This is a genomic window from Streptomyces sp. LS-MS-L19, from assembly GCF_058382285.1.
Window position 1 is genome coordinate 9,560,406 of record NZ_JBYCLL010000001.1, and the last position, 12,285, is coordinate 9,572,690.

Sequence of the window (12,285 nt, forward strand, 5' to 3'; positions counted from 1 at the left end):
GTGCGGTGCGGGCGGGTGCGGTCAGACGAACTTCTTGGCCGTGAGGAACGCGGCCAGTCCGATGCCGCCCGTCCCCTCGTCGGCGACGATCTGGCCCTTGGTGCGCGGCGGGCGCCGGGTGACGGTGTCCACGGCCGACCGCGCCCCGGCTCGGCCGACTTCTGCGGCCTCGATGCCCAGGTCGGAGAGACCGAGGACCTCCACCGGCTTCTTCTTCGCGGCCATGATCCCCTTGAAGGAGGGGTAACGGGCGTCCCCCGAGCGGTCGGTCACCGAGACCACGGCCGGCAGGGCACCCTGGATCCGTACGGTGGCGCCGTCCCCCTCGCGGCGCCCGGTGACCGTTCCGTCCTCGATCGCCAGCTCTTCGAGGTGGGTGACGGCCGGGACGCCGAGCCGCTCGGCCAGCAGCGCGGGCAGCACGCCCATGGTGCCGTCCGTCGAGGCCATCCCGCACAGCACGAGATCGAAGCCGTGCCGCTCGATCGCCTTGGCCAGTACCAGTGACGTACCGAACGCGTCGCTGCCCTCGATGTCCTCGTCGCTGACATGGACGGCCGTGTCACCGCCCATGGCCAGGGCCTTGCGCAGGGCGTCGCGCGCGTCGTCGGGTCCGACGGTGAGACAGCAGATCTCGGCGTCGGCGTCCGACTCGGTCAGGCGCAGCGCCTGCTCGACGGCGTACTCGTCGAGTTCGGACAGCAGCGAGTCGACCGACGCCCGGTCGGTGGTGCCGTCCTCGGTGAAGGTGCGGTCCGCCGTGGCGTCGGGCACGTGCTTCACACAGACAACGATCTTCACGACGGCCCTCCTGTGGTTGAATGAGTGTTAATAGTTAACTATATAGATCGGTAGAGCGCGAGTCATGAGGTCAATCCGTCGAATTGGTTGACTGATTGCGCTGATAGCTGGAAGATCTGGGCACTGAGCCGCGAGGAGGCGCCATGGTCGGTGACAGGGACACCGCTGACAGGTACTTCGAGCCCCAGGTGGAGACCATGCCGCGCGAGGAACTGCGCGCGCGGCAGCAGGAACGGCTCCTGGAGCTCGTGGAGTACGCCTACGCCAACTCGGCCTTCTACCGCGAGCTGTGGGACGAGCACGGCACCCACCCGCGGGACATCCGCTCCCTGGAGGACTTCCGGGCACGCGTCCCGTTCATCACCAAGGACATGATCCGCGCCTACCGGAGCCGCACCGGCGACCCCTTCGCCGGCCTGCTGTGTGTCCCGGTCGAGGAGCTGACCTCGGTCTCCTCCAGTTCCGGCACCACCGGCGACCCGGAGTTCTTCGCCGAGATCTGGCAGGACGCCCCGCCCCTGGTGACCGCACAGGTGCGGGACCTGTGGGAGCTGGGCCTCAGGCCCGGCGACCGGGTCCTGAGCCCGCCCGGCACCTTCCGCAACTTCATGGACGCCGGCTTCCAGGCGCTGGGCGCGGTGGTCATCGAGATCGACACCTGGATGGGCAACATGCCCGAGGTCGTCGAGGCCCTGCGTACCTACCGACCGGCCTATCTGCAGATGATGTATCCGCAGATGGTGGAGCTGGAACACCTGGCCGAGAAGACCGACCTCAGGGAAGCCTTCTCCTCCCTCAAGGGCGCCTCCTGCGCCGGCCAGCCGCTGAGCCGCAGGATGCGCGAGCGGATCCGCGACGACTGGGGCATCGACGTCTACGAGTACACCAGCGCCGCCGACACCGGCACCGCCTGGGAGTGCCGTGAGCACGACGGCTTCCACCTGTGGGAGGACACCGTCTTCGCCGAGTGCGTCGAGGTCGACGGGCACGCCTGGCGGGACGTCCCCGAGAGCGATCTCGGCGAACTGGTCGCCACCGACCTGGACAACCGGGCCGCCCCGCTGATCCGTTACCGCAGCGAGGACCTCGTCCGCCTCTCCCGCGACACCTGCGGCTGCGGCCGCACCCACGCCCGTATGTGGGTGGCCGGGCGGCGCGGCGACGAGACGGTGGTCCAGGGACGCTCCGTCGTGCTGCGGGACATCTGGCAGGCGGTCGAGGACCAGCCGGAGACCGTCGCGGGCGTCTTCCAGATCGTCCGGGACCGGCGCGAGGTCGACGAACTGCGGCTGCGCGTCGGCTACGACCCCCAACTCACCGGCGACGTCGACGCCCTGGCCGGACGCCTGAGCGAGGCCGTGCGCGAGCGGACCGGAGTCAAGCCGGTGCTCGACATGCGCACCGAGGAGGACCTGTTGAAGACCATGACCAGCGTCGCCAAGTTCCCCCGGGTGGTGAGGACCTGATGGCCCGCGCCGACACCCTGGCCCGCGCCAGGACGCTCGACCACCCCGAACTCGCCTACCTCCTGCGCTTTTCCACCGCCGACGGCGTCCGGGACCTGGAGCTCACCTGGGCGGAACTCGCCCGCGACACCGAGTGGGCCACCGCACGGCTGCGGCAACACGGCCTCGCCGCCGGACAGCGGGCCCTGCTGACGGCCTCCGGCTTCGAGGGGTTCTGGGGACTCGCGGTGGTCGGCGCCCTGCGCGCGCTGAAGGTGCCGTACGGCATCGCCGAGGCGATGGGCTGGGACCACCGCCGCACCGCGGTCTTCCACCGCGAACTGACCCCGCACGCGGTGATCGGCCTGTCGGCCCAGACGCTGGAAGGGCTCTCCGGCTCCGCCGACATCGGCGCGATGTTCCGGTCCACGCCCGTCGTGCTGGCCCGGCCCGCCGCCGTACCCGTCCTGCGCACGGCGGGAGTCACCGCCTCCGTGATCTCGGCGGTGGGACCGGCTCTCGCACTGGAGTGCCCCGAGCGCGAGGGCGCACATGTCAACGCCGCCGAATGGCGGTTCGGCGAGCGGGACGGACAGCTGACCGTGGCCGCGGGGGAACTGCGCACCTCGCCCCTGACCGAGACACCGCTCGGCATCACCGGGCGCCTCGTCACGGGCCGCTGCGGGTGTGGCAGCGACGACCCGCGAGTTCTGCTCGCCGAGGCCAACTGACCTTTCCGATGGAGGAACTGAGCATGTCTGAAGGAGTGGTCGAAGGCCGGATCGCGGTCGTCACCGGAGCCGGCAACGGCATCGGCCGGGCCCACGCCCTGGCCTTCGCCGCGCACGGCGCGAAGGTCGTGGTCAACGACCTGGGCGGCGCACGCGACGGCGGGGGCGCCTCGGCCGGACCCGCGCAGACCGTGGTGGACGAGATCGTCGCGGCCGGCGGCGAGGCCGTGGCCAACACGGACGACATCTCCACCTGGGACGGCGCGGGCCGCCTCGTCCAGCAGGCCGTGGACACCTACGGCGGCCTGGACGTGCTGGTCAACAACGCGGGCATCCTGCGCGACCGGATGATCGTGTCGATGACCGAGCAGGACTGGGACAGCGTGCTCGCCGTCCACCTCAAGGGCAGCTTCGCCACCCTGCACCACGCGGCCGCCCACTGGCGCGAGCGCGCCAAGTCCGGTCACGCCAACGACGCCCGGGTGATCAACACGACCTCCCCGTCCGGCATCTTCGGCAACCCCGGACAGTCCAACTACGGCTCCGCCAAGGCCGGCCTCGCGAGCCTCACGATCATCGCCGCCGCCGAACTCGCCCGCTACGGCGTGACGGTGAACGCCATCGCACCCACCGCGCTCACCCGGCTGACCGAGGACATCGAGATGATGCGGCAGGCCGCACAGAGCCAGGACCTCACCCCCGAGGCCATCTCGCCGCTCGTGGTGTGGCTCGGCTCGGCCGCCTCGCGCGAGGTCACCGGCCGGGTCTTCGGCGTCGTCGGCAACCGGATCACCGTACTGGAGGGCTGGGTCAACGGCCCCGGCGTGGGTTCCGAGAACCGGTGGACCCCCGAGGAACTGTCCTCCGTCGTCCCGAACCTGGTGGCCAAGGCGGCACCCAACGCCGACGCCCTCGGCAACCGGAACGGGGCCTGAGGTGACCACTCGTACGGAACAACTCCCCGTCGCCGAGGGCCTGTTCACCTGGCCGCCCGGGGACGACAACCCGCTGCGGCTCATCGGCTCCGAATGCGCCGACTGCGGTCTGGTCAGCTTCCCCGCCGCCCCCGCCTGCGTGCGGTGTGCGAGCACGGAGTCGAAGCGGCGGCTGCTCGCCGACCGCGGCACCCTGTGGACGTACACCACCCAGGACTTCCGCCCGCCGTCACCGCCGTACGACGGACCCGCGGCCTTCGAGCCCTACGCGGTCGGCTACGTCGAACTCCCGGGTGAACTCCTGGTCGAGGCCCGGCTCACCGGACCCGACCCGGACAAGCTGCGCATCGGTCAGCCCATGCGGCTGACGCTCGTGCCCTACACCGTCCGGGACGACGGCACCGAGGTCGTCACGTTCGCGTTCACCCCGGCTGAGGAGGAGACATCGTGACCGAGGCCGTCATCATCGGAGTGGGGCTCCACCCCTTCGGGCGCTTCCCCGGGAAACCGGCGCTGGACATGGGCGCGGACGCGGTACGCCTCGCGCTCGCCGACGCGGGCGTCAACTGGCCGCAGATCCAGGGCGGTTACATCGGCAGCTACGAGGTCGCCAACCCGGACGCCATCGTGGGACGGCTCGGTCTGACCGGCATCCCGCTGCGCGGGGTGTTCAACGGCTGCGCCACCGCCGGTACGGCCGTCGCGCTGGCCGCCCGCGCCATCGAGACCGGCGAGCACGACCTGACCATCGCGATCGGCCTCGACAAGCACCCGCGCGGCGCCTTCGCGGCCGACCCGTCCGTGGCCGGCATCCCCGCCTGGTACGGGCAGACCGGCCTGTTCCTCACCACCCACTTCTTCGGGATGAAGATCAACCGCTATATGCACGAGCACGGCATCTCGCACGAGACCCTCGCCCGGGTGGCCTCGAAGAACTTCGGCAACGCGGCCGCCAACGAGAAGGCCTGGCGCCGCACCCCCCTCACCCCGGAGGAGGTCCTGGCCTCCCCGGTGCTCAACTACCCGCTGCGCCAGTTCATGTACTGCGGCCCGAACGAGGGCGCCGCGGCGATCGTGCTGTGCCGCGCCGACCAGGCCCACAAGTACACCGGGAAGCCGGTACGGGTCCGTGCCACCGCACTGCGCAGCCGCAGACTCGGTGCCTTCGAGGTGCAGAGCCCCTCGTTCCCGGTCGGCGAGGTCGTCGACAGCCCCACGGTGGACGCCTCCCGGGCGGCCTACGAAAGCGCGGGCATCGGCCCGGAGGACGTCGACGTCGCCCAGCTCCAGGACACCGACGCCGGGTCGGAGGTCATCCACATGGCGGAGAACGGCCTTTGCAAGGACGGCGAGCAGGAACGCCTCATCGCCGAGGGCGCCACCGCGATCGGCGGTCGGCTCCCCGTCAACACCGACGGCGGACTCCTCGGCAACGGCGAGCCCATCGGCGCGTCCGGCCTCCGGCAGATCCACGAGATCGTCCTCCAGCTCCGCGGTACGGCGGGGGACCGGCAGATCCCCGGCACCCCCCGCGTCGGCTACACCCACCTGTACGGCGCGCCGGGCGCGTCGGCGGTGACGATCCTCTCGACCTGACAGCGGAGCGAACGCGATGGAATCGGATGACATGCGGGACTTCGCCGCCGAGGCGCGCCGCTTCCTCGACGCCCACGCGGCGAAGGCAGCCGACCGGGCCGCCGTCACCTGGGGTGAGGGCGACGACTCGATGGCGTACTTCAGCAGCCTCCCGCCCGAGGAGGAGGCGGAGCAGGTGCGGCGGGCGCGCGCGTGGCAGCGCACCCGCCACGAGAACGGCTTCGGCTGGATCACCGGCCCGCCCGAGTACGGCGGCCGGGGCCTGACCCCCGTCCACGACCTGCTCTACGACAGCATCGAGTCCGAGTACGACGTCCCGGACACCGGGGTCCTCGGCGTGGTCGGACTCGGCATGATCGGACCGACGATCCTCGCCCACGCCCAACCCGCTCTGCGGGAGCGCTGGTTGCCCGCGATGTACCGCGGCGACGCCATCGCCTGCCAGCTGTTCAGCGAACCCGGCGCCGGATCCGACCTGGCGGCCGTGGCGACCCGGGCCGTCCGCGAGGGCGAGGGCTGGGTGCTCAACGGGCAGAAGGTGTGGACGTCGGTCGCCCAGCACAGCCAGATCGGCCTCGCCCTGACCCGCACCGACCCCGACGCGCCCAAGCACCGGGGCATCACCGCCTTCCTGGTCCCCATGGACGCCCCCGGCGTCGAGGTCCGCCCGCTGCGTCAGATGACCGGCGGCGCCGACTTCAACGAGGTCTTCCTCACCGACGTCCGCATCCCCGACGACCACCGCCTCGGCGAGGTCGACGGCGGCTGGACGGTCGCCCTGACCACCCTGATGAACGAGCGCAACACGGTCGGCAGCGAAGGCGCGGGCCCCGTGGCCGCCGCCCTGTCCCCGGACCACCTCTCGGCCCTCATGCGCGCCACCTGGACCTGGGACGACCGCGCCCTGCGCGGACGGCTCGCCGAACTCCTCGTGGACGCGATGGCCACCGGCTACCTCAACGACCGCGCCCAGCGCACCCTTCGGGCCGGCATCGCCCCCGGCCCCGAGCGGTCCGTCGCCAAGCTGATGTACGGCCAGAACCTGACCCGCGCAGCCCACTTCGTGTCCGAGTGCCTCGGCCCGCGCATCATCGCCGACACCGGCCGCTGGGGCATGTACTCCTGGTCCGAACTCCTGCTGGCCACACCGGCGTTGCGCATCCTCGGCGGCACCGAGGAGATCATGAAGAACATCCTCGCCGAGCGGGTCCTCGGTCTGCCCAAGGAGGCACGCGCATGAGCGCCGACGAGAGCGGACTGAAAGAACTCCGCGCGTCCGTCAGGGAGTTCCTCGAAGCGAAGTCGTCCGAGGAGGCCGTACGCAAACTCCTCGACAGCGAGCCCCGCTTCGACCCGGACGTATGGGCGCAGGCCGCCGACCAGCTGCGCCTGCCGGCCCTGGCGATCCCCGAGGAGTACGGCGGCGACGGCTTCGGACCGGTCGAACTCGGCGTCGTACTGGAGGAGATGGGCCGCGCCCTGTTCTGCGCCCCCTTCTTCGCCACCGTCGTCCTGGCGGTCCAGGCGCTGCTGGCCACGGGAGACCGCGAGGCCTGCGCACGCCATCTGCCCGGCATCGCCGCAGGGCGGACCACCGCCACCCTCGCGGTCGCCGAGGAAGGCGGATCCTGGGACCCCGCCCTGATCACCGCCCGCGCGATCCCGGACGGGGACGGCGGCTGGAGGATAAGCGGCCACAAGAGCTTCGTCATCGACGGCACCACGGCCGACCTGATCCTCGTCGTGGCCCGTACCGTCGCCGGACCCACGTTCTTCGCGGTGGACCGAACGGCCCCCGGAGTGACGGCCGAGGCGATGCGGACCCTGGACGCCACCAGAGCGATGGCCCGGCTCACGTTCGACGCCGTGCCCGCTACGGCCCTCGGCGCCGAAGGGGCAGGCGGGCGCGTCATGGCCGACGTCCTCGACATCGCCTCCGTGGGGCTCGCCGCCGAGCAGTCCGGCGGGGCGCGCCGGTGCCTGGAGATGAGCGCGGAGTACGCCCGCACCCGGTACCAGTTCGGCCGGCCCATCGGCTCCTTCCAGGCCGTCAAGCACAAGTGCGCGGACATGCTGGTCCAGGTCGAACTCGCGGAGGCCGCCTCACGAGAGGCCGCGCTGCTGGCCGCCGAGTGCTCCGCCGCCTTCCCGGTCGCCTCGGCGGTCGCGCACGCGAGCTGCTCCAAGGCGTACATGTTCGCCGCCATGGAGAACATCCAGGTCCATGGCGGCATCGGCTTCACCTGGGAGCACCCGGCGCACCTGTACTTCCGGCGGGCCAAGTCCTCCCAGCTGCTCTTCGGCGGCCCGGCGGTCTATCACGAGCGGCTGCTGGACCGGCTCGGGATCTGAGCGGGGTCGCCGTGCTCGCGTACGGCGATCCGGGCCAGCTTCGTCAGCATCATGCCGTTGCGGATCGAGACGGCGTAGTCCACGGGAAGCCCGTGCATCCGGATGCCGGGCCCCCGGAGGGGATGCCAGTCCAGGACGAACAGGGTGTGCTCGCCCCAGGGAATCAGCCGCATGGCGATGCGGGCCGCTCCGAAGGGCTCCGCCCTGGCCTCCAGCTCCAGACGGGACTGTGGCTCGCAGATGCGGACGACGCAGGTGTCGTCGAGCGTGAGGGGGCCCACGCCCACCCGGACCCGCAGCCGCGCGCCCACCTCCGGCCAGTGCGGATCCGCGGCGAGGACCTGCTGCGTCCCGGTCACCCACTCGCCGTAGCGGTGCCCGTCGGCCAGCAGGCTCCAGACCTCGGACGGCGAGCTCAGGATCAGACGGCGGTTCCGGGCCACGCGGATCACGCTCCTTGCGGACGACCTCGGTCTACGGCACGGACCGCCTCTTCGGCTGCGCACGTGCTCTTCGACCGTAGCCACGCGGTGCGCGTCCGGTACCGGTCGGCTGGTCCGATCAGGTGAGGGCGGCGACCGAGGTCGCCGCCCCGTTCAGCCGCGCGCCGCCTCGCCCAGCAGGGCCTTCGCGATGATGACCTGCTGGATCTGGCTGGTGCCCTCGTAGATGCGGAACAGGCGGGCGTCACGGTAGAACCGCTCGACCGCGACCCCGCGCATGTAGCCCGCGCCGCCGTGGACCTGGACCGCGCGGTCGGCGACCCGGCACACCATCTCGCTCGCGAAGTACTTCGCACACGACGGGCCGACCTTGGTGTCCGTCCCGGCGTCGAAGGCGCGCGCGGCCTCCAGGACGGTGGCCCGGCCGGCGTAGTAGTCGGTCTGCGAGTCCGCGATGAGGCCCTGGACGAGCTGGAAGGAGCCGATGAGGTGTCCGGACTGCCTGCGGGTACTCGCGTACGCGACCGACTCGTCGACCAGGCGCTCGGCCATCCCGACCATCAGCGCGGAGATGTGCACCCGCCCGTGCGCGATGCAGCCCATCGCGGTGGAGAAGCCCCGGTTGAGCCCGTCCGCGCCGCCGACCAGGGCGGAGGCCGGTACCCGTACGTCGTCGAAGTACACGTCCGCCGTCCACGCGCCCAGCTGGCCCATCTTGTGGTCCCGGGGGGCCACGGTCAGGCCGGGGGTGCCGGCGGGGACCAGGAAGGTCGAGATGCCGCGGGTGCGCGGGGCGTCGGGGTCGGTGCGGGCGAAGACCATGAAGACGTCGGCGAGGGGGGCGTTGGTGATGTACCGCTTGGCGCCGTTGATCACCCACTCGTCACCGTCGAGATACGCCTTCGTGGTGAGCGTCGAGGGGTCGGAGCCCGCGTCCGGCTCGGTGAGCGCGAATGACGCCAGCACCTCGCCCGAGGCGATCCTCGGCAGCCACTGCGCCTTCTGCTCCTCCGTCCCGCCGACCATCAGGACGTGCCCGGCGATCCCGTTGTTCGTCCCGAACATCGAGCGCAACGACGGTGTCGTGTAACCGAGTTCGAACATCAGCTGGGTCTCTTCGTACATCGAGAGCCCCAGGCCGCCGTACTCCTCGGGCAGCGCGAAGCCGAACAGGCCCATCTTCTTGGCCGCCTCGCGGATGTCCGCGGGCATCTCGTCCTTCTCGTCGATCTCCGCCTCGAGCGGCACGACTCGGTCCCGGACGAAACGCCGGACCTCGGACAGCACGTCGCTGAAGTCAGCCGCGTCCATGTCGACTCCCTTATCTAGTGATCCGTTTGTGTCTCGTCCAGTGGGGGCGAGTCGGGCGGGGCCGCGTCCGGCGTGCGCTCGGGCCGGTAGCAGACGGTCAGCAGTGCCGCCGCGCTCGCCGTGCCGAGGCCCGCCGCCAGCAACGCGGGCCCCACGCCCGCACGTTGCCGGCGCAGCAGCCCGTCGAGGGAGTACCTGCCGTGGCCCAGCCCCGCCAGCGCGACGGCCGCGCCGCCCACCACACCGACGTACTCCCAGCCGCCCTTGAAGACGAAGAAGCCCTTGCCCCGGTGGTCGGTGCGCGCGGCCACGGCCATCAGACCGACGGCGGCGGCCGCGGGGAGGGGGTTGGCCGCACCCAGGGTGATGCCGACCCCGGCCGCCATCTCGGTACCGGCGGCCATCCACGCGTGCACCTCGGCCGGTCTGAGGCCGAGTGCCTCGAACCAGCCCGTGGTGCCCTTGAGGCCGCCCGGCCCCGCGACCTTGTTCCAGCCGTGGGCGAAGAGCATCGGACCGAGTGTGCCCCGCAGGACGAGTGCGGCGGCGTCATGACCCTTCACTGGCCCACTCCGGTGGCCCGGCCCGCCGGTGCGACGCCGTACAACCGCGGTACGGCGTCCACGAGTTCGTCGTAGGTGAGGGCCTGTCCCGACTCGCTCGGGTGGACCGCGGCGACCGTCCAGCCCTGCAACCGGTTCAGCCGGTTGCCCTCGATCCGCAGGACCTGGCCGGTCAGCCAGGCCGCGCTGTCGGAGGCGAGGTAGACGACGACCCCCGAGGCGTTGGCGGGATCGCGCGGATCGAAGTCACCGGTGGCCCGGAGGTTCTCGCCGACGGCCAGCCCGTCCGTCATCCGGGTGGCCGCGATCGGCGAGATGGCGTTGGCGGTGACGCCGTACTTGCTCATCTCCAGGGCGGTCAGGACGGTGAGCCCGGCGATTCCGGCCTTCGCGGCACCGTAGTTGGACTGGCCCTGGTTGCCGAACAGGCCTGTTCCGGACGTCGTGTTGATGACGCGACCGGTCACGCGCTCACCGCGCTTGTGCGCCTCGCGCCAGTAAGCGCACGCGTGCCGGGTGAGCGCGAACGTGCCCTTGAGATGGACCGCGATCACCGAGTCGAACTCGGCCTCGCTCATCGAGAACAGCATCCGGTCGCGCACGATGCCCGCGTTGTTGACGATGACGTCCAGCCGGCCGAACTCGGCGACCGTGTCCGCCACCATCGTCTCGGTGGCCGCCCAGTCGGTGACCGACGCGTGGTTGGCGACGGCCCGGCCGCCGAGCTTGGTGATCTCCGCGACCACGTCGTCGGCGGGGGAGTCCCCGGTGCGCTCGCCGTGTACGCCCGAGCCGAGGTCGTTCACGACCACGGTCGCGCCGGCCTCGGCGAGCGCCAGGCAGTGCGCCCGGCCCAGGCCCCGGCCACCACCGGTCACGATGGCGACCTTGTCGTCGAGGATGCCCACGCCGTACCTCCAAAGCAGCAGATGTGTCAGGTCAGTTGAGTTCGCGCAGCACGTCGTCGGTGTGCTCACCGAGCGTCGGCGCGCCGGTGCGGGGTTTCTCGTCCACGCCCCAGAAGCGCACCGGGGTCGCCACGGTCCGCAGTGGCGGCGCGTCGCCCATCCCGGGCTGCTCGACGAACGCCCCCACGGCCTCGGCCTGTGGATCGGCGGACACCTCCGCGAGGGTCTGCACGGGGGCCCACCACACGCCCTCGGCGTCGAACCGTGCCGCCCACTCGTCGAGCGGCCTTTTGGTGAACTCCTCGTCGAACACGGCGATCAGCTCGCGTACGTGGCCGCGCCGGGCCTTGCCGGTCGCGAACCGCTCGTCGGCAAGGAGGTCCTCGCGGCCGAGCGCCTTGACCACGCCCGGCCAGTGCCGGTTGCCCTCCAGGCCGACCAGCCAGAACCAGCGGTCGTCCGCGGCCCGGTAGCAGTTGTAGAGCGGGGACTCGTGCTCGGTGCGGTGACGGGTACGGCCACGCTTGCCGAAGAAGTTCTGCAGGGCGAGATCGTTACCGTTGGCGTACGTCCCGGAACGCAGCAGGGACACGTCGACGACGCCGCCCTCACCGGTGCGTTCGCGCCGGAGCAGCGCGGCCAGCACACCGGCCACCAGGTTGGCGGCGGCGGTGCGGTCTCCGAGCCCGGGTCGGATACCTGGCGGCGGCTCCCCGGCCGGGTTGAGCATGCCGGCGATGCCGGGCCGCGCCCAGAAGGCGGAGACGTCGTATCCGGCGCGGTCGCGCTCGGCACCCGTCCAGCCGTAGCCGGTCAGCGTGCCGACGACCAGCCGGGGGTGCCGCTCCCGCAGCTCGTCCGGGTCCAGCCCCAACCGCTCCAGCGCGCCCGGGCGGAGGTTGGTGACGAAGACGTCGGCGCGTTCCAGCAGCCGCTCCAGCACGTCCTTGCCGTCCGGCGAACGCAGGTCGAGGACGATCCCGCGCTTGCCGCGGTTGTCGGTCTCGAACGGGGGCGCGCTGTCGATGTCCTGGCCGACGTGCTTGAGCGTGTACCGGTTGGGGTCGCCGGTCGGTGCCTCCACCTTCACGACGTCCGCTCCCCAGTCGGCGAGCATGGTGGCCGCGGCCGGAGCGGCCACCCACATGCCCAGCTCGACGATGGAAATGCCTTCCAGTGGCCGCACGGCCCACCTCCAGA

13 protein-coding genes are annotated in these 12,285 nt (G+C 71.5%); 7 read left to right on the forward strand and 6 right to left on the reverse strand.

Going from position 1 to position 12,285, the window contains the following annotated elements; all coding sequences use genetic code 11:
- Nucleotides 1-21: 21 nt before the first annotated feature.
- Complete coding sequence (locus AC2XR2_RS42695) at nucleotides 22-783, reverse strand: electron transfer flavoprotein subunit beta/FixA family protein (protein WP_491518604.1); 762 nt, start codon at nucleotides 781-783, stop codon at nucleotides 22-24.
- A 161-nt stretch (nucleotides 784-944) separates the two neighbouring features.
- Between AC2XR2_RS42695 and AC2XR2_RS42700 the strand changes: the two genes are divergently transcribed.
- Genes AC2XR2_RS42700 through AC2XR2_RS42730 form a run of 7 tightly spaced genes read left to right on the forward strand, consistent with a single transcriptional unit; the run spans nucleotide 945 to nucleotide 7,860 of the window.
- Nucleotides 945-2,267 carry a phenylacetate--CoA ligase family protein gene (locus AC2XR2_RS42700; protein ID WP_491518118.1) on the forward strand — a complete coding sequence of 441 codons (1,323 nt, stop codon included), beginning with the start codon at nucleotides 945-947 and terminating at the stop codon, nucleotides 2,265-2,267.
- Nucleotides 2,267-2,977 (forward strand): hypothetical protein, encoded by a 711-nt coding sequence (locus AC2XR2_RS42705; RefSeq protein WP_491518119.1) that lies wholly within the window; start codon nucleotides 2,267-2,269, stop codon nucleotides 2,975-2,977. The genes AC2XR2_RS42700 and AC2XR2_RS42705 overlap by 1 nt, the downstream gene beginning before the upstream one ends.
- 23 nt (nucleotides 2,978-3,000) lie before the next feature.
- Complete coding sequence (locus tag AC2XR2_RS42710; protein WP_381297618.1) at nucleotides 3,001-3,912, forward strand: SDR family oxidoreductase; 912 nt, start codon at nucleotides 3,001-3,003, stop codon at nucleotides 3,910-3,912.
- Nucleotide 3,913: 1 nt separating this feature from the next.
- The gene (locus AC2XR2_RS42715) at nucleotides 3,914-4,363 is read left to right on the forward strand and encodes a Zn-ribbon domain-containing OB-fold protein (protein WP_491518120.1); all 450 of its coding nucleotides are present in this window, start codon (nucleotides 3,914-3,916) and stop codon (nucleotides 4,361-4,363) included.
- Entirely contained in the window at nucleotides 4,360-5,508 is a 1,149-nt protein-coding gene (locus tag AC2XR2_RS42720; protein ID WP_491518121.1) for a thiolase family protein, read from the forward strand. Before AC2XR2_RS42715 ends, AC2XR2_RS42720 begins: the two co-directional genes overlap by 4 nt.
- A 16-nt stretch (nucleotides 5,509-5,524) precedes the next feature.
- Nucleotides 5,525-6,748, forward strand: a complete 1,224-nt coding sequence (locus AC2XR2_RS42725; RefSeq protein ID WP_491518122.1) for an acyl-CoA dehydrogenase family protein — start codon at nucleotides 5,525-5,527, stop codon at nucleotides 6,746-6,748.
- Nucleotides 6,745-7,860, forward strand: coding sequence for an acyl-CoA dehydrogenase family protein (locus AC2XR2_RS42730; RefSeq protein WP_491518123.1), 1,116 nt, complete (start codon nucleotides 6,745-6,747; stop codon nucleotides 7,858-7,860). The genes AC2XR2_RS42725 and AC2XR2_RS42730 overlap by 4 nt, the downstream gene beginning before the upstream one ends.
- Here the strand turns inward: AC2XR2_RS42730 and AC2XR2_RS42735 are convergent.
- The 5 genes from AC2XR2_RS42735 to AC2XR2_RS42755 all read right to left on the reverse strand — a co-directional run bounded on the left by AC2XR2_RS42735 (nucleotide 7,827) and on the right by AC2XR2_RS42755 (nucleotide 12,271).
- The gene (locus AC2XR2_RS42735; protein WP_491518124.1) at nucleotides 7,827-8,303 is read right to left on the reverse strand and encodes an SRPBCC family protein; all 477 of its coding nucleotides are present in this window, start codon (nucleotides 8,301-8,303) and stop codon (nucleotides 7,827-7,829) included. The genes AC2XR2_RS42730 and AC2XR2_RS42735 overlap by 34 nt on opposite strands.
- 153 nt (nucleotides 8,304-8,456) lie before the next feature.
- Nucleotides 8,457-9,614: an acyl-CoA dehydrogenase family protein gene (locus AC2XR2_RS42740; protein ID WP_491518125.1), complete on the reverse strand. Its 1,158-nt coding sequence runs from the start codon at nucleotides 9,612-9,614 to the stop codon at nucleotides 8,457-8,459.
- A gap of 14 nt (nucleotides 9,615-9,628) precedes the next feature.
- Nucleotides 9,629-10,177: a DoxX family protein gene (locus tag AC2XR2_RS42745; RefSeq protein WP_491518126.1), complete on the reverse strand. Its 549-nt coding sequence runs from the start codon at nucleotides 10,175-10,177 to the stop codon at nucleotides 9,629-9,631.
- Nucleotides 10,174-11,085, reverse strand: a complete 912-nt coding sequence (locus AC2XR2_RS42750; protein ID WP_491518127.1) for an SDR family NAD(P)-dependent oxidoreductase — start codon at nucleotides 11,083-11,085, stop codon at nucleotides 10,174-10,176. The genes AC2XR2_RS42745 and AC2XR2_RS42750 overlap by 4 nt, the downstream gene beginning before the upstream one ends.
- Before the next feature lie 31 nt (nucleotides 11,086-11,116).
- Complete coding sequence (locus AC2XR2_RS42755) at nucleotides 11,117-12,271, reverse strand: CaiB/BaiF CoA transferase family protein (protein WP_491518128.1); 1,155 nt, start codon at nucleotides 12,269-12,271, stop codon at nucleotides 11,117-11,119.
- Nucleotides 12,272-12,285: the final 14 nt, after the last annotated feature.